This is a genomic window from Elusimicrobiota bacterium (genome assembly GCA_041660925.1).
GTDB lineage: Bacteria > Elusimicrobiota > Elusimicrobia > UBA1565 > UBA1565 > JBAZUV01.
Genome location: JBAZVI010000006.1, coordinates 77649 through 93840 on the forward strand (window position 1 = coordinate 77649; position 16192 = coordinate 93840).

The following is a 16192-nucleotide window of genomic DNA, read 5'->3' on the forward strand; positions in this document are numbered from 1 at the left end:
GCGGCTTCATCATGAAGGGCCCCCTCTCCCATCCCATGGGAGAGGGGGCCTTGGGGGTGAGGGGGAGCGAGGGCTCTAGCGCACGAGCCCGAGCTCCCGTCCCACCTTCCCGAACTTCTCGAGCGCCGTCTCAAGGTCGCTCTGGCTGTGGCCGGCGCTGACGATGGTGCGCAGGCGCTCCTTGCCCTTCGCGACGGTGGGAAATCCGATGGCGAGGGCGAAGACCCCCTCGTCGAAAAGGCGCGCGCTGAAGGCCTGCGCCTTGGCGGTGTCTCCGACGATGACGGGAGTGATGGGGGTCTCGCTGACGCCGGTGTCGAAGCCGAGCGCCTGGAGGCCGTCCTTGAAGAATCTGGCGTTCTTCCAGAGCTTCTCGATGAGCTGCGGCTCGCCCTCGAGGACGTCGAGCGCCGCGATGCAGGTCGCGGTGACCGACGGGGGATGCGAGCTCGAGAAGAGGAAGGGGCGCGCCGTGGAGACGAGATAGTCGCGCAGGGAGGCGCTCGATGCGACGTAGCCGCCGATGGAGGCGATCGCCTTGGAGAGGGTGCCGATCTGGACGGGGACCCGGTCGGTGAGCCCGAAGTGGTCGGGCGTGCCGCGGCCGTTCTTGCCCATGACGCCGCTGGCGTGGGCGTCGTCGACCATGACGATGGCTTCGTAGCGCTCGGCGAGCTCGACGATCTCCGGCAGGGGCGCGAGGTCCCCGTCCATCGAGAAGACGCCGTCGGTGACGATCATCTTGCGGCGCGCCTTGCGCGCCTCCGGGGACTCGAGGATGGCCGTCAGCGCCTTCATGTCCTTGTGCGGATAGATCTGCCGGGCGGACTTCGCGAGGCGGCCCCCGTCGATGATGGAGGCGTGGTTGAGCGCGTCGGAGATCAGCAGGTCCTCCTCGCTCGACATGAGGCTCTGGCAGCACGCCGTGTTCGTCGTGAAGCCCGACTGGAAGACGAGCGCCGCCTCCGTCCCCTTGAAGCGCGCCAGGCGTTCCTCGAGCTTGACGTTGAGGTCCATGGTCCCGATGATGGTCCGGACCGCCGCGGTGCCCACCCCGTGCGTCTTGATCGCCTCCTGGGCCGCGCGCTTGAGCTTCGGGTGGACGGTGAGGTTGAGGTAGTTGTTCGAGGTCAGGTTCACGACGCGCTTGCCGTCGATGACGGAGACGGGCTCCTGGGCGCCCTGGAGCACGCGCAGGCGGATGCGGCGGCCCTCGCGTTCGAGGGTCCGCAGCTCCTCGTCGAGGAAAGCGAGCGACGGGTGGCGGACGGGCGTCGGAGTCTGCGGCGGGAGCTTGGTCTTCATCGGACCTCCTCGGCGGAAACCTCGCGGGCGTCGGCGTCGAAGTGGAAGCGCCAGGCCTCGCGGCCGGAATAGAGCAGGCGGCTGTCGACGGCGCGGCCGCTGCGTCCCTTGAGCGTGACGACGTCGAGCGGCTTGTAGACGAGGCGTTCGGCCCCGTCGCGCAGGATCTCCGCGGCGAGCAGGGAGACCCGCAGGCCCTGCGCGGGGAGCTGCTCGAAGTAGGCGCGCAGGCGGCGGCCGTCCACGCCCGGGATGCCCACGGTCTTGAGCTCGCGGCTGCGCGCCGAGACGTCCTCGAGCCAGGCCTTGAAGACGTCGTCGAGGAGCATGACGTACTCCTGCTCGGCGACGGTCTCTCCGAGAAGTCCCCTTCGGGGAGCGACGTGGAGCTTGCCGAAGGCGTCGGCCCAGAGCCGATAGCGGCTCCCGGAGAGGCGGAAGTCCTCGGGCTCGTCGGCCTTGTAGAAGTTGCTGCCCGGGTGGTAGTCGAAGGGGACCTCGACGAACTCGGGGCGGTCCTCGGTGAAGTCGGTGATGCGGATGGCGGGACGCTGGCCGAGGTCGGCGTAGCGGAAGGCGAGCCTGCGGCCGTCGACGACGCGCGTCGTCCCCGCCACCGTCGCGGTGCTCAGCGAGAAGCGCAGGGGCGGCGCGGCCGGCGGGCCGCCGGCGGCCGACGCGGGCTCGGGCGCCCCGTCGCGCCAGGTCTTCTCGACCTTCTCCTTGGCCGCACGCACGACCTCGCCGCTCTCGACGCGGATGAGCCGGGCGTTGACCTCGACCTTGCGGCCCGACTGCGTGAGGGTCCCGGTCACGAGGAGCTCGGCGCCGGCCATGCGCCCGAGCGTCATCGCGGAGTCCGTGCCGACCGCCCCGGTCTTCTGGAGATGGAGCTCCTCGAGGAGCTTCTCGAGCTGGGCGCGCTCGACGATGACGAGGCCGCGCCCCACCAGCGCCGTCTGCAGGGCGGCGGCGACCACCGTCCCCCCTTCGCCGGGGCGGCCGTCGGTCCACGCGAAGGGGACGACCGCGGCCTTCTTGCCGGCGTCGGACCCGAGCTTCTTCGTCAGGCCCTTCGCGAGGGCGGCGTAGGGGTCGGCGTGGGCCGTCCCCGCCAGCAGGAACGGCGCGGCGGCGAGGAACGCCAGGAGGAGGCGCCGGAAGCGGCTCATGCGAAGAGGTTGCGCAGCACGAAGAGGACGTTCTCCTTGCGCTCCCGCAGGCGCCGGTAGAAGTAGGGGAACCAGTGCGTGCCGTAGGGCACATAGACCCGCACCGTGCAGCCCAGCTCGACGAGCTCCGTCCAGCGCTTCGAGCGCAGACCATAGAGCATCTGGAACTCGAAGCGGTCCTTCCCGATGCTCTTCTCCGCCGCGTGGCGGAGCGCCGCCTCGATGCGGTCGTCGTCGTGGGTCGCGATCGCGTGCCGACCGCCGGAGGAGAGGAGGAGCTTCGCCAGCTCGTCGAAGCTCGCGCAGATCTCCTCCTTGGTCGGGAAGGCGAGTCCCGCGGGCTCCTTGTAGGCGCCCTTGCAGAGGCGCACGCTCGCGCCGGCCTTGAGGAGGTCCGACACGTCCGTCTTGCTGCGCCGGAGCATCGCCTGGATGACGATGCCGACGTTCTTATGGGTCTTGAAGGCCTCGCGGAAGCAATCGAGGGTGTCCTGGGTGTAGGCCGAGCCCTCCATGTCCACCCGGACGAAGTTGTTCCGGCGCCCGGCTTCCTCGAGGATGAGCGCCAGGTGCTCCGCGGCGGTCTTGCGGTCGAGGTTGAAGCCGAGCTGGGTGAGCTTCACGCTCACGTTGGAGTCGAGCTTGCGTTCGTCGATGAGGCGCAGGAGCTTGAAGACCTCCTCGCGCGCCTCGCGCGCCCCCTCGGGGGAGCGGCACTCCTCGCCGAGGCAGTCGAGCGTGGCCTTGATGCCGCGGGCGTTGAGCTTCTTGACCGCGTCAGCGGCCTCTTCGGCCGTCTCGCCCGCGACGAAGCGGCTCGCCAGGAACGTAAGAGCTCTCATCGACCCTTTTTACAAAATTAGGGGCCCCTTGAGGCGTTTTACAGCTTCCGGAGGGCCTCCCTGGCCCCGCGCAGCAGCGGCTCGGCCGACACGTCCGAACCGACGGCCGCCGTCATCCAGGCCCTCGGGGTCAGCCGGCCGAGCCGGCACATGCGCTCCATCTCGGCCCCGATAGGATGGGAGCGGAAGTAGTCCCGCAGCTGGGCCGCCACGACGTGTCCGAGCGGGTAGTTCGGGAGGTAGAGCGGGTAGGAGATCATGTGCGAATACACCGCGAGGACCGTGCTGTCCTTCTCTCCGAAGAGCGGGGCGTAGTAGCGGTTCCAGGTCTCGCGGGCGCCGGCGAGCACGGCCTCCCGGAACTCCGCGGGAGAGGCGTCCGGATGCGCGTAGAGCCAGCGCCAGGCGGCCATGTCGACGAGCGCCACGCCGGCGATCTCGCGCGCCGACCAGAAGTCGTCGAGGTCCCGGAGCGCCTCCGCCTTCTCGTCCTTCCCCCCCACGCCGAGCAGCTCGAGGTCCCGGGCCTGGAAGAGGAAGGCGAAATCCTCCGTGAAAGCGTTGTTCGGCACGCCGTGCAGCAGCGTATGGTCGATCTTGTAGAGGCTCAGGACCTCCTCGACGCAGTGGCCCAGCTCGTGCATGGCGGTGTTGAAGCCCTGATAGTCCATCCCCCCCTTGGGCACCCGCGTGCGCAGATGGGCCTTTTCCGTCCTCATGCGCGGCTCGCGCGCGTGCCCCGCCCCCCGGGCGGGGTCGGCCTCGATGCGGGCCGCGATGAACTCCGCGGCGGCGTTGTCGAAGCCCAGGCGGACCAGGATGTCCGGAAGGCCCTTCTGGAAGGCCTCCAGGTCGGGATACTTCGCGGCGGCCAGGCGGTCGAGCTCGACCTGGGAGACGACGCCGCGCGCCTTGAAGCCGTCGTACCAGATGTCGAAGGGCTCGAGCCGCCGGCCCAGGCGCCTGCGGATGAGCGCGGCGGTCTTCGTCCCGGCGTCGGACTCCAGGACCTGCCGGAAGAGGGTCTCGACGTCCGCCTCCGGGATCTGGACCTCGAGGCCGAAGTTCCGCGCCATGTGGCTGGGGAAGGCCGGGTAATAGGGATCGTAGCGGCGCATCGCCTTGAAGACCTCGAGCCAGTTCGCGTAGCGCAGGTCCGGCTCCCGCTCGGCGGGGACGCCGTCGACCGTGTTCGCCTCCGGGTCCCAGAGGACCTTGGGGTTGTCTACGACGACGCGCGGGATCTCCTGCGCGATGATGCGGCGCATGACGCGGTAGATCGTCCGCTGAAGGCCGAGGTTCGCGGCGGGAGCCGCGTAGAGCGAGCGCAGTTCGTCGCGCAGGCCCCAGTGGGAGATGAGCCGCAGGCCCTCGCGGAAGAGGGGCTTGCCGTCCTTCCCGACGACGCGGTCGAGGCGGATGTTGTAGCCGTCGACATAGTCCTGCGCCCGGGTCTGCGCCCGGGAGGCCGCCTGGTTCACCTCGGCCGGCACGCGCGCGATGAACGATTGGGAGAGCCGCGCCTCGGCCCACTGCCGGCGCGACCACTTCGGACCTTCGCGCAGGCAGTCCTCGAGCGTGCGGACCGGGAAGTTGAGGAGGGCGGCGAAGGAGACCTTCCCCTCGAAGAGGTCCTCCTCGACGTGGGCGGCGGGGGCCAGAGCGCCGAAGAGCTTGTCGATCGGGAGCAGTGGGCCGAGATCCTCGTCCTGCTCGCGCGCGAGCTCCCGCTGCAGGGCGTCGAAATGCCCCTCGATGAGCTCGGATTTCGTCTCGAAGCGCTCGAAGAGCGCGTCGAGGTCCGCGCCCGTCGCGAAGTGCCCGGCGCAGAACGCCTTGAACTCCTCACGGCTTCCGTCCTCCGCCCGCCAGAACGCGGCCGCCTGCCTCACGCCGACGGCCAGGCGCGCGCGCTCGGGCTCGGGGAAGCGGACAGAGAGCTCGCGGGCCGTCGCGGAGGCGAAGTCCTCGGGGATGAAGGGCTCCGGCGTCTGCGCGGCCCGCGCGGGAGCGGTGCAAAGCGCGAGGAGGAACGCGGCCGTCCTGAGGATGGGGGATCTCATGGTGGTCGGTATTATACCCGACCTTGCGTTCAGGCTCGCGGAGCGTCGATGGGAAGGATCCGGATGCCGTTGCGCGCGAGCAGCGCGGCGGTCACGCCGAGGCCGTCCCCGCAGGAGGGCGAGCGGGTCTTCATGTACGCCGCCCGGCAGCCCGCGGCCTTCGCCTTCGCGAGGGCGATCTGCGCCCCGCGCACGAACGCGTCGGTGACGTCGCGGCCGGAAGCGGTCAGCACGCGGGCGCGGCCGTCGAGCACGTCGGCGCCGGTCCCCCCGACGACGTTCGCCGGCTCTCGGGGGATGGGCAGCCCCCCCTCCATCTCCGGACAGATGACGATGACGCGGCCCTTTGCGAAGAGCTTCAGGAGCCGCTCGTCGGGCACGAGGTCCTTGCCGTCATAGCGCACGTGCAGGGCGAGCAGGCAGGCCGAGCAGAGCACCGGTGGGAAGAAAAGCTTGGTGAAGAGGGCCGCCAGCTTCGCCAGCAGTCCCTTCGGTTCGGGCACGGCGGGGATGGGAAGCCCCGCGGAGAGCGCGGGCTTCGCCGACGGGACCGCGGGCCGGGAGAGCCGGACAGGGGACACGAGCGCTCCGTCGGCGGCGCCCGCGTCCACGTCCTCCACCGACCGCCTCCCGAACGCCGCCTTCAGTTCGGCGAAGCGGAGGTTCACGCGGCGGACGTCGGCCGCAAGGGCGCCGGAATGGACGACGGAGACTTCCGCGAAAGAGGCCTCCGCAGCGCTCAGACCCTTCGCTGCGGCGGAGAAAGCGGCGCCGACGGCCGGCTGGGCGCCTGGGAGGAGAAGAGCGGACGCCGCAGGTTTCGGAAGAGCGGTCTCCATGGATGCGGCCCCCGCGGAGAGGATGAGTCCCGGTCCGCTCTTCAGCGTCGGCAGCGCGGTCACGGAGAACGCCTGCCCCGCCCCGAGCGAGCCGACCGCCGGGACGTCGAAGCGGACGGTCCTCACGGAGAAGGTCGGCGTCGCGCCCGCGGCGCCGCGCAGGAGGGCCGCGCCGACCTGCTGCTGGGCGGAACACGGCCCGGCCGCGGCCAGGAACAGCGCGGCGCACGTAAGAAAGGCGGCTGCGAGCGGTCTCCTGCGGTCGAACGACGCCGGCATCCAGCGGCCTCCTGCGAGAATCTCTGCGTCTTGTCCATGATAGCCGCGAAGCTCTCCTCGCACATGAGTCCTCCGGCCTGGTCCACGCGGGGGTCTCCAGGTCCGTTCCAACGGGACCGCGGAGGTCTACGGGAGGTTCTCTCCGGTCCGTCCCCGCGCGAGCGAGCGGCGGATGGCCCGGAAGCTCTCGTGCCGCGGCAGCGCGCGCAGGCGGCAGCCCGACTCGTCCTCGTGCGCGCAGCCGGCCGGGCAGGAGGCCGCCGCCGCCTGGAGTTCGGGGAAATGCGGGAGCAGACCGTCGGCGGCGACGTCGTAGAGGCCGAAGTTCATGACGCCGGGAGTGTCGACGAAGCTCGACGACTCCGGGCCGGCGAGCATGACCGCGCCGGAGGTCGTGTGGCGGCCCATCCCGCTGCGCTCGTTGACCGCGGTCGTCCGGCCGTAGTCCTCGTCGTTCAGGAGCCGGCGCAGCAGCGAGGTCTTCCCGACCCCGGAGTTCCCGCAGAACGCGGAGACCTTCCCGCGCACGAGCGCCGCCAGGTCCCCCGTGCCGCGTCCGTCGCGGGCGCTGGCCTCCACGAGCGCGACCCCCGCGCGGACGTAATGGGCCCAGGGCCGCTCCTCGCCGGGCGCCAGGAGGTCGGCCTTGTTGACGCAGAGTATCGCCGGGATCTTCTGGGCCGACGCCGCCACGAGGAAGCGGTCGACGATGCCGCCGTTGAAGCCCGGCTCGCAGGCCGAGGCGACGACCACCAGCGCGTCGAGGTTGGAGGCCAGGACGTGGAGGGTCAGGTCGCTGGCGTCCGGGGCGGGGCGCAGGAGGCGGTTGCGGCGCTCGCAGCGGCCCGTGATGACCCCCGCCTCGACGAGGACGCGGTCGCCGACGCAGACCGGAGAGCGCTCCCGCACCGCGGAGCCGAAGGCGAGCGTGGACATGCGGTAGCCGCACAGCGACGGAGCGGCCTTCCCATCGAGGAGGACGGCGCTCTGGTTCGGGAAGAGCTCCGTGACGGTGCCGTTGCCTTCCTCCGGCGGCAGGACCTTCGCGCGGTTCAGGACGGGCTTGTTCGCCGCCTTGCGGCGGGTGAAGGCCTCGAAGTCCGGCCAGTCGTCCTCGCTGCCGACCGACCGGGGAGGGATCTTGGAGCTCGACATGCGTGGAGAGTATAGCTGAAGGGAGGCGTGCCCGCGATGTGATAGACTTGGCGCCATGCGTTTCCTCCCTTTCGCGGCCGTCACGGCGTTCAACGGGGCCTTCGCGGGCCTCTGCGCAGGCCTCGTCACGCGGGACCTCCTGCACCGGCACTGGATCCTCCCCTCGCTGGCCGCCTTCCTCTCCTACCAGTGGGTGTTCGGCGCGCTCACGCCCTGGGGCCGCCGCGAGGCCGCCGGGCCCTGGCGCGACGCGGTGCTGAGCCTGCTGGCCTTCACGACCGCGCTGGGCCTCGTCGTCTACCCGGGGATGCTGAGCTGTCCGGAGTCCTGCGCCTTCAAATCCGCCTGCGCCGCCCTCCTGGCCGCCCTGGTCTTCTGGAACCAGTCGCTCGTGCGCGAGGACCGCTTCTGGGACGGCCTGCGCGCCCGACTGGCCGCCTTGGGCTGCCTGCTCTGGGGCCTCTACCTCCTGCTCTACGGCCGGCACCTCACCTTCTGGGTCCTGGACCTCGTCTTCTTCATCGTCGCCCTCGGGCTCTGGCTGGGGCGCAGCCGAGCCGTGCTCCTCATCGCCTCGGTCGGCATCGTCGTCCTGGCCGCCGTGCGCAGCGCCGACAACGAGCTCCTCATCGTCCTGCTGGACCTGGCCCTGCTGACCGGGCTCTTCCTGGGAGGCGGCCGCTGGGTCGAGCGTCGCCTGGCCCGGGACGGCCGACCGGAGTCCCGCGGCAGCCCGCTGGCCGTCGTCGCGGCCGGAGCCCTCTTCATCGTCCTCGCGGTCTACGCGGCGCAGCCGGCGTGGCTCATGGTGAGCCCCGAGCGGCGGCGCGCGGCCCTGGAGGCCCTCGCTCCGAGCTTCCCGGTGCAGGACCCCGCGACGCTCTCTCCCCTGGCGGCCCGTCTGCACGCGCATGTCCGGGCGCTCGCCGGGGACATCGGGGAGCGTTCCGCCTATCAGCCCGACCGCCAGGGACGCGCCCGGGACTACATCGTCGGGCGCCTGCGCGAGGCCGGCTACGCCCCGGACGTCCAGCCCTTCGCCGCCGAGCGCGGGACCGACTTCATCCGCCGCGAGCCCTACGACAACGTGGAGGCGCGGCTCAAGGGACGCGACGACGGCCGGGGGGTCTGGGTCGTGGGCGCCCACTACGACAGCGCCCCGGGCACGCCCGGCGCGGACGACAACGCCAGCGGGGTCGCCGTCCTGCTGGAGGCCGCCCGCCTGCTGCAGGGCCGCGGCCTCAAGGCCCCGGAGGTCCGCTTCGCCGCCTTCGCCGCCGAGGAGCCCCCGGCGTTCGGGACGCGGGACATGGGGAGCTTGCGCTACGCGCGCGCGCTCAAGGACCGGGGCGTCAAGGTCCGCGGCATGGTGAACCTCGAGATGGTCGGCTACTTCAATCCCCGACGGGGAGCGCAGCTCTTCCCGCCCTTCATGCGTCCCTTCTATCCCGACCGCGGAGACTTCATCGGCCTGGCCGGGAACCTGCGGAGCGTCCGCCTGCGCCGCGAGCTGACCCGGGCCTGGCCGGCGGACGCGAAGGTCCCGCTGATCCCGGCCCTCCTGCCCTCGGTCTTCTCGGTGCTGGCGATCTCGGACCAGCTCAACTTCTGGTACGCCGGCTTCCCGGCGCTCATGCTCTCCGACTCGGCGTTCTTCCGCAATCCCCACTACCACCAGGAAAGCGACACGCCCGAGAAGCTCGACTACGAGCGCATGGCGGCCCTCACCGAAGCGCTCGTCGGCGTCCTGGGACGCTGAGCCGCGCCGCATCGGCGGTGCCGGGAAGGCCCCGCTTGCGGTATGATATGCATGTGGAGAGGATCACCGAGCACCCCGTCCTCCAGCCGCCGCCGCGCGGCACGGTCTCCTTCACCTTCGACGGCCGGGAGTGCACGGCGCTCGAGGGCGAAGTCCTCTCGAGCGCGCTCTTCGCCAACGGCGTGAAGGTCTTCAGCCGCCACGAGAAGGACTCCAGCCCCCAGGGCATCTTCTGCGCCAACGGGCAGTGCGCCCAGTGCTCCGTCATCGTCGACGGCCTGGCCGTCAAGTCCTGCGTCACGCCGGTGCGCGCGGGGATGAAGGCGACGACCCTGCGCGGGGCCGCCCGGCTCCCCCGCGCGGCCTGCGTGCAGGAGTTCGGCCGCGTGGAGGAGCTCGACATCGACGCCCTCATCATCGGCGGAGGGCCCTCCGGCCTGGCCGCCGCCGTCGAGCTCGGGAAGCTCGGCGTGCGCACGCTCGTCGTCGACGACAAGGCCCGCTTCGGCGGCAAGCTCGTCTTGCAGACGCACAAGTTCTTCGGCTCCGTCGAGGACTGCTACGCCGGGACCCGCGGTATCGACATCGCCGAGAAGCTCGAGGACCAGCTCAAGGAGTACCCCTCCGTCACGGCCTGGACGAACGCGACCTGCCTCGCCGTCTTCTCCGACCGCAAGGTCGGGGTCCTGCGGGGCGAGGAGTACGTCCTCGTCCGGCCCAAGGCCGTGATCAGCGCCACCGGCGCGCGCGAGCGCTCCCTCGCCTTCCCGGGGAACACCCTCCCGGGGGTCTACGGCGCGGGCGCGTTCCAGACCCTCGTCAACCGCGACCTCGTGCGGCCCGCGAAACGCCTCTTCATCGTCGGCGGCGGCAACGTCGGGCTCATCGCCGCCTACCACGCCCTGCAGGCCGGCATCCAGGTCGTCGGACTCATCGAGGCGCAGGCGGAGTGCGGCGGCTACAGAGTGCACGCCGACAAGATCAAGCGCCTGGGGGTGCCGGTCCTCACGCGCCACACGGTCCTTCGCGCCGAGGGGGACGGCCAGCTGGAGCGCGTCGCGGTCGCCGGCGTCGACGAGAAGTTCCGCCCCCTGCCCGGGACCGAGAAGACCTTCGAGGCGGACACCCTCCTCATCGCCGTCGGCCTCAACCCGGTCGACGAGTTCCACCTCCAGGCCCGCGAAGCGGGCATGGACTCCTTCGTCTGCGGCGACGCCCGCGAGATCGCCGAGGCCTCGGCCGCCATGTTCAGCGGGAAGATCACGGCGCACGAGGTGCTCAAGAGTCTCGGCGTCATGGCCGCGCCCGTCCCCCCCTTCTGGTTCGACCGTCTCGAGGTCCTCAAGTCCCGGCCCGGGAAGACGAAAGCCCCCTCCGAGGAGCGCCCCGACCGCCCGGTCTACCCGGTCCTGCACTGCCACCAGGAGATCCCCTGCAACCCCTGCGTGACCGTCTGCCCGAAGAAGTCGATCCAGCTCTCGGGGAGCAGCATCATGGACACCCCCCGCTTCTCGGGGGACTGCATCGGCTGCTTCAAGTGCCTCATCGTCTGCCCCGGCCTCGCGGTGACCCTGGTGGACCGCCGCAAGGACGCGAAGGCCCCGACGGTGGCCGTCCCCTTCGAGATCGGCCGCGGGCTCGTGAAGCGAGGCGACAAGGTCCGCGTGGTCGGCTGGGAAGGCGCCGACCTGGGCGAGGCCGAGGTCGCGGACGTGAAGGACTTCAAGGCCGACAACACCCTCCTCGTCGTCGTGAAGCCCCCCCCGGAGACGGCGGACCGCGTCGCCTCGCTGCGTCTCTACACGGCCGAGGAAGGAGCGCGCTCCTGCGCCGAGCTCAAGGACGCCGACGACGCGACCATCCTCTGCCGCTGCGAGCGCGTGAGCCTCGGAGAGATCCGCCGCGCCATCCGCTCCGGCGTCCGGGACCTTAACCAGCTCAAAGCCGTCACGCGCGCGGGGATGGGGGCCTGCGGCTCGAAGACCTGCTCCGCCCTGCTCATGAACGTCTTCCGAAGCGAGGGCGTCGACCCGAAGGAGGTCACGGCCTTCACGCGGCGTCCGCTCTTCGTCGAGGTCCCCCTCGGCGCCTTCTCCAACGTGAAGTGCCGCACGCAGGCGGACGAGAACGCCCGCTGGAGCGGGTTCTAGGATGGAGAACTCCTTCGACGTCGTCGTCGTCGGCGCGGGCAGCATCGGGACGCCGCTCGCCATGTCCCTCGCGGAGCGGGGCCTCGCGGTCCTGACGCTGGAAGCCGCCGCCTCCCCCGGACAGGGACAGAACAAGTGCGCCATCGGCGGGGTCCGGGCGACCCATTCCGACGCCGCCAAGATCAAGGCCTGCCTGCGGAGCCTGGAAGTCTTCTCCGGCTGGAAGGAGAAGCACGGAGACGACATCGGCTGGATCAAGGGCGGCTACGCCTTCCCCGTCTACGCGGAGCGCGACGAGGAGGTCCTCCGGGAGCTCCTCAAGGTCCAGCGCGGCCTCGGGCTGAACATCGACTGGGTCGGTCCGGAGAGGATGCGGGCGCTGGTGCCGGGCATCGCCGAGAAGGACCTGCGCGGCGGGACCTTCTCGCCGGACGACGGCTCGGCCTCTCCCCTCCTCTCCGTCAACGCCTTCTACCGCCGCGCGCTGAAGCTCGGCGCCCGCTTCCGCTTCAACGAACCGGCCGCGGAGATCCTCGTCGAGAAGGGCCTCGTGAAAGGCGTGCGCACCCCGCTGGGGAGCTACGGCGCGGAGTGGGTGGTCAACGCGGCGGGCGCCGAGGCGGCGGCCGTCTCCGAGCTCGCCGGCGTGAAGGTCCCGGTCCGGCCGGACTGCCACGAGGCGGGCATCACCGAACCGGCCGAGCGCTTCTTCGACCCCATGGTCGTCGACATCCGTCCCGGCGACAAGTCCAAGAACTACTATTTCTACCAGAACTGGGAAGGGCAGATCGTCTTCTGCCTGACCCCCCAGCCGCCGATCTGGGGTCATGACCGGCGCTCCACCTCCGAGTTCCTGCCCGAGGTCTCCCGCCGCATGATCTCGCTCATGCCGAACCTGGCGACGCTCAAGGTTCGCCGCACCTGGCGCGGCCTCTACCCGATGACCCCCGACGGCTTCCCCATCGTCGACTTCCCGGCGTCCCCGAAGGGCTACGTCCTGGCGGTGGGCATGTGCGGCCAGGGCTTCATGCTGGGCCCCGGCCTCGGAGAGACGCTGGCGGCGCACATCGCGGGCTCCCCGTCCGCGGTCGACCGGGAGATCCTCTCCGGCTTCCGCCTCGAGCGCAACTTCTCCGGACAAGAAAAGCTGAAGTAGCGGTCGCCCGCCTCACCCCGCGCAGGAGGCCGGGGCGGGCGGCGGCTATTTCAGGCTGTCCCAGTAGGTCTTGAAGTCCCTGGGCGGGGGCGCGGTGAAGACGACGGGTTTGCGGGTGCGCGGGTGGATCAGGTTCAGGCGCCAGGCGTGGAGCATCATGCGGGGAGGGGTCGGGAGGCCGAGCTCCTGGATGCGGGCGCGCTCCGCGCTCTGGATCCACTCCATGTCGCCCATCACGGGATGCCCGATCATCGCCAGGTGGGCGCGGATCTGGTGCGTCCGCCCGGTCTTCGGCTCGGCGCTGACGAGCGAGACGCCCTTGCGCAGGCCCAGAGACTTGAAGGCGGTCTCCGCCTCGCGGCCCCACTGCGTGGCCTGCACCCGCCGCATGCCGCTGATGCGGCCGACCGGAGCGGAGACGCGGGTCGGCTTGAGCGCGCCGAGCACCAGCGCGCGGTAGGTCTTGTGGATGGTGCGCTCGCGGAAGCCCGCGAGCAGGAAGTGCTGGGCGGCCGGCCGCTTCGCCACGAGGAGCACGCCGCTCGTCCAGCGGTCGAGCCGGTGCACGAGGCCGCAGCGCTCGACGCCCGAGCGCGCCGCCTGGGGACGCCAGCCGAGAAGGAGACCGGCGAGGTTGGGCTCGGGCTCGGTGAGCGCGGCCTCGGGAGAGACTTCCCAGCTGCCCCCCATCGGGTGCATGATGAGGCCGGCGGGCTTGTCGAGCACGAGGAGGTCCGCGTCCTCGTGGATCACGCGGTCCTCGAGCGAGGTCCCGTTCCAGCCCGTCTCGGGCCAGTCCACGCGCACGATCTCGCCGACGTGCAGGCGGTAGTCGGGGCTGCGCTGCGTCCCGTCGACGCTCACGCAGCCGCGGTCCACGAGGTCCTTGAGGAAGTTCCGGCTGTAGCCGTCGACGCGGTCGGCGAGGAAGCGGTCGAGCCGGAAGCCGCCCACAAGGACGTGTAAAACAAGCGGTTTAGTCATCTGCGTTTCCTTAACTCCCTTCCCCGCGAGGAAGGGAACGGGAAGGGGGGCTCTTTTTGCCATATGACATCTTAGCAGTTCCCTCTCCCAATCCCCGTCGAAGGGTGTGAGAAAGAGAAAGAACGGCTAAAGGTTCCCCCTCCCCCCTGCCCCCCTCCCGCAGGAAGGGGAGTTAAGGTAACGGTACAGGAAAACCGAGGCCGCGAGCACACACAGAGATATCCACTGCGACACCGAAAGGCCGAGCGCCCCGCCGCGGTCGTCGCCGCGGGAGAACTCCACCAGGAAGCGCAGGACGGCGTAAGCGGCGAGATAGACGGCCAGGGCGGAACCCTGCGGGCGCTCCCCCCGCTCGACGCGTCCGAGGACGCGCAGAGCGAAGAGGGCGATGACGAGGTTCCCCGCGGCCTCGTAAAGCTGGGCGGGATGCAGGGGCACGCCGAGGAGGTCGCCCGAGACGAGGCAGTCGGGGTGGGTGAAGCGCAGCCCCCAGGGAAGGGTCGTGGGCTTCCCCGCGCAGCAGCCGGCGGCGAGGCAGCCCAGGCGCCCGATGCCGTGCCCGAGCGGCAGGGCGACGGCGAAATAATCGGCCAGCCCCAGGAACGGGCGCTTCAGGGGCCTCGCGAAGAGGAAGCCGACGAGGGCGGCGCCGAGGAAGCCCCCGTAGAAGACGAAGCCGTAGCGGAAGTCCGCGACGATGCGGTGGCTGCCGTCGAGCACGGAGCGCCACTCGACGGCCCAGTAGAGGAGCTTTCCGCCGAACACCGCGCCGAAGAAGAGCCAGTAGATCATCTTCCAGAACGAGGACTCGTCGAGCCCCATGCGCTCCCGACGCGAGGCCAGGAACTGGATGCCGGCGAGGTAGCCGGCGGCGACGAGGAGTCCGTAGGTGGCGACGCGGAAGCCGCCGAGCCGGATCAGCGTGGGGAACATGGGATCTCCAGATATCTCCGCACGGCGTCGAAGCCGCGCAGCGGCCGCGCGGGGACTCCCGCGCGGCGGCAGTGTCGGAGCAGGTGTGCGCGCGCGAACACGGCGTCGGCGGCGCGGGCGGCGCGCAGGTCGCCCGTCCCGTCGCCGACGAAGAGGACGCGGCGGCCGCGCCGCCGGTGGGCGAGCACGCGGCGGCGCTTGAATTCCTCGATGCCGCAGCCGCGGAGGAAAGGGTAGCGCACGACGAGCCCGCGGGAAGTCCTGCGCGTGGTGGCGCGCCAGCGCGGGAGCCCCGCGAAGCCCCAGCGCGCGAGCAGGGGGTCGAGGTAGAGGTCGAGTCCGCCGCTGACGACCTCGACCGGGACGCGGCGCGCGCGGCAGGCGCGCAGGAACGCGGCGAGACCTGCGCGCGGGCGCACGGTCCGCAGCGCGTAGCGCTCGAGCTCCCCCGCGGGCCGGCGCACGCGCAGGAACTTGCGGCGCATCCAGGCGGCCACCGAGACCTCCGTGCCGTAGGAGGCGAGGATCTCCTTGAGGGTCAGCCCGCCGAAGCGCGCGAGCAGCGCGTCGGAGACGTCGTGCGTCGTCATCGTGCCGTCGAAATCGAGGAGGACGGCCCAGCCCTTCACGGGTCCACCTCCTTCAGAAAGCGCTCGAGCGGCAGGCGCAGGGCGCCCGCGAGATAGGGGTTCTCGCGCTTCTCGTCGCCGAGCCGGGCCGCGGGACGCGGCCCGTACGCGTGGCCGGGCATGACGAGAAGGTCGTCGGGGAGCGCGCCGAGCTTGCGCAGCGAGGCGTACATCCGGCGCGGATCGCTGCCGGGGAGGTCGACGCGTCCGCAGGCGCCGATGAAGAGGGTGTCGCCCGTCAGGAGGCGCTCTCCCGCGCGCAGGCACTGCGAGCCGGGAGTATGCCCGGGCGTGTGGACGAACTCCAGGCGCGAGTCCCCCAGGCCGAGCGCGCTCCCGTCCCCGGTCTCGACGATCCGGCGCCCCTCCCCCCGGACGGCGGAGGCGTCCTCCGCGTGGACATAGACCGGCACGTCGGAGCGGCGCAGGACGTCGGGGAGGCCGTCGCTGTGGTCGAAGTGGTTGTGGGTCAGGACGACGGCCGCGAGGGTCCAGCCCTCGCGCGCGGCCTCCGCGAAGACGGCCGACACGTCCCAGGCCGGGTCCACGGCCGCGAAGGTCTTCGACGCCTCGTCGGCGACGAGGTACACGAAGTTGGCCATGGGGCCGAGCTGAAGGCGTCGGACGGCGAGGCTCACTTCCTCCTCTCGGGGGGCGGGAAGCGGTACTCGACCTCGCCGGGCTTCAGGTAGCCGAGCTCCTTGCGCGCGCTGCGCTCGAGTTCGCGGTCATCGCCGGTCGCCGCGGTGACCTGGCCGCGAAGCTCGGCCTCTTCCTTCTTGAGCGCGGCGGTCTCGCGCCGCAGGGAGCGCAGTTCCAGGCTCTGGCGCACGAGGCGGCGGAAGCCGCCGTTGACCAGGAGGAGGAGGAGCGCGGCGCCGGCCGCCAGAGGCAGCCAGCGCTCGCGCGCCCATCGCAGGGACATC

At 71.2% G+C, this 16192-nt stretch carries 14 protein-coding genes; 3 read left to right on the forward strand and 11 right to left on the reverse strand.

Annotation, left to right across the window (positions count from 1 at the left end; translation table 11 throughout):
- Positions 1-75: 75 nt before the first annotated feature.
- From WC969_09745 to rsgA, 6 genes are all read right to left on the reverse strand, one after another.
- Positions 76-1305 (reverse strand): glycine C-acetyltransferase, encoded by a 1230-nt coding sequence (locus tag WC969_09745; protein ID MFA6030125.1) that lies wholly within the window; start codon positions 1303-1305, stop codon positions 76-78.
- The gene (locus WC969_09750; protein ID MFA6030126.1) at positions 1302-2477 is read right to left on the reverse strand and encodes a FlgO family outer membrane protein; all 1176 of its coding nucleotides are present in this window, start codon (positions 2475-2477) and stop codon (positions 1302-1304) included. The genes WC969_09745 and WC969_09750 overlap by 4 nt, the downstream gene beginning before the upstream one ends.
- Positions 2474-3319 (reverse strand): proline dehydrogenase family protein, encoded by an 846-nt coding sequence (locus WC969_09755; GenBank protein MFA6030127.1) that lies wholly within the window; start codon positions 3317-3319, stop codon positions 2474-2476. Before WC969_09755 ends, WC969_09750 begins: the two co-directional genes overlap by 4 nt.
- A 38-nt stretch (positions 3320-3357) precedes the next feature.
- On the reverse strand, positions 3358-5382 hold the full coding sequence (locus WC969_09760; GenBank protein MFA6030128.1) for a hypothetical protein: 2025 nt from the start codon (positions 5380-5382) through the stop codon (positions 3358-3360).
- A gap of 29 nt (positions 5383-5411) precedes the next feature.
- Positions 5412-6500: a DUF523 domain-containing protein gene (locus WC969_09765; protein MFA6030129.1), complete on the reverse strand. Its 1089-nt coding sequence runs from the start codon at positions 6498-6500 to the stop codon at positions 5412-5414.
- A 126-nt stretch (positions 6501-6626) separates the two neighbouring features.
- Positions 6627-7655, reverse strand: a complete 1029-nt coding sequence (rsgA, locus tag WC969_09770) for a ribosome small subunit-dependent GTPase A (GenBank protein ID MFA6030130.1) — start codon at positions 7653-7655, stop codon at positions 6627-6629.
- Positions 7656-7710: 55 nt separating this feature from the next.
- On the opposite strand from rsgA, the gene WC969_09775 reads away from it, so the two are divergent.
- From WC969_09775 to WC969_09785, 3 genes are read left to right on the forward strand one after another with little or no spacing between them, the layout of a single operon-like run.
- On the forward strand, positions 7711-9414 hold the full coding sequence (locus WC969_09775; GenBank protein MFA6030131.1) for a M28 family peptidase: 1704 nt from the start codon (positions 7711-7713) through the stop codon (positions 9412-9414).
- A 47-nt stretch (positions 9415-9461) separates the two neighbouring features.
- On the forward strand, positions 9462-11564 hold the full coding sequence (locus WC969_09780) for a 2Fe-2S iron-sulfur cluster-binding protein (GenBank protein ID MFA6030132.1): 2103 nt from the start codon (positions 9462-9464) through the stop codon (positions 11562-11564).
- Position 11565: 1 nt separating this feature from the next.
- Complete coding sequence (locus WC969_09785) at positions 11566-12720, forward strand: FAD-binding oxidoreductase (GenBank protein MFA6030133.1); 1155 nt, start codon at positions 11566-11568, stop codon at positions 12718-12720.
- Positions 12721-12765: 45 nt separating this feature from the next.
- Here the strand turns inward: WC969_09785 and WC969_09790 are convergent, their stop codons facing one another.
- The 5 genes from WC969_09790 to WC969_09810 form a co-directional block, all read right to left on the reverse strand.
- A complete protein-coding gene (locus tag WC969_09790) occupies positions 12766-13704 on the reverse strand; it encodes an RluA family pseudouridine synthase (protein MFA6030134.1) in 939 nt (312 codons plus the stop codon).
- A 126-nt stretch (positions 13705-13830) separates the two neighbouring features.
- Positions 13831-14637: a prolipoprotein diacylglyceryl transferase gene (gene lgt, locus WC969_09795; protein MFA6030135.1), complete on the reverse strand. Its 807-nt coding sequence runs from the start codon at positions 14635-14637 to the stop codon at positions 13831-13833.
- Positions 14622-15266 carry an HAD-IB family phosphatase gene (locus tag WC969_09800; GenBank protein ID MFA6030136.1) on the reverse strand — a complete coding sequence of 215 codons (645 nt, stop codon included), beginning with the start codon at positions 15264-15266 and terminating at the stop codon, positions 14622-14624. The genes lgt and WC969_09800 overlap by 16 nt, the downstream gene beginning before the upstream one ends.
- On the reverse strand, positions 15263-15904 hold the full coding sequence (locus tag WC969_09805; GenBank protein MFA6030137.1) for an MBL fold metallo-hydrolase: 642 nt from the start codon (positions 15902-15904) through the stop codon (positions 15263-15265). The genes WC969_09800 and WC969_09805 overlap by 4 nt, the downstream gene beginning before the upstream one ends.
- On the reverse strand, positions 15901-16191 hold the full coding sequence (locus tag WC969_09810; protein MFA6030138.1) for a septum formation initiator family protein: 291 nt from the start codon (positions 16189-16191) through the stop codon (positions 15901-15903). Before WC969_09810 ends, WC969_09805 begins: the two co-directional genes overlap by 4 nt.
- Position 16192: the final 1 nt, after the last annotated feature.

Bases quoted from the DNA above. Each gene is read 5' to 3' on its own strand.
- WC969_09750 (MFA6030126.1), bottom strand. From the start codon at position 2,477: ATGAGCCGCTTCCGGCGCCTCCTCCTGGCGTTCCTCGCCGCCGCGCCG.
- WC969_09775 (MFA6030131.1), top strand. From the start codon at position 7,711: ATGCGTTTCCTCCCTTTCGCGGCCGTCACGGCGTTCAACGGGGCCTTC.
- WC969_09765 (MFA6030129.1), bottom strand. From the start codon at position 6,500: ATGCCGGCGTCGTTCGACCGCAGGAGACCGCTCGCAGCCGCCTTTCTT.
- WC969_09790 (MFA6030134.1), bottom strand. From the start codon at position 13,704: ATGACTAAACCGCTTGTTTTACACGTCCTTGTGGGCGGCTTCCGGCTC.
- WC969_09755 (MFA6030127.1), bottom strand. From the start codon at position 3,319: ATGAGAGCTCTTACGTTCCTGGCGAGCCGCTTCGTCGCGGGCGAGACG.
- WC969_09810 (MFA6030138.1), bottom strand. From the start codon at position 16,191: ATGTCCCTGCGATGGGCGCGCGAGCGCTGGCTGCCTCTGGCGGCCGGC.
- WC969_09780 (MFA6030132.1), top strand. From the start codon at position 9,462: ATGCATGTGGAGAGGATCACCGAGCACCCCGTCCTCCAGCCGCCGCCG.
- rsgA (MFA6030130.1), bottom strand. From the start codon at position 7,655: ATGTCGAGCTCCAAGATCCCTCCCCGGTCGGTCGGCAGCGAGGACGAC.
- lgt (MFA6030135.1), bottom strand. From the start codon at position 14,637: ATGTTCCCCACGCTGATCCGGCTCGGCGGCTTCCGCGTCGCCACCTAC.
- WC969_09785 (MFA6030133.1), top strand. From the start codon at position 11,566: ATGGAGAACTCCTTCGACGTCGTCGTCGTCGGCGCGGGCAGCATCGGG.
- WC969_09745 (MFA6030125.1), bottom strand. From the start codon at position 1,305: ATGAAGACCAAGCTCCCGCCGCAGACTCCGACGCCCGTCCGCCACCCG.
- WC969_09760 (MFA6030128.1), bottom strand. From the start codon at position 5,382: ATGAGATCCCCCATCCTCAGGACGGCCGCGTTCCTCCTCGCGCTTTGC.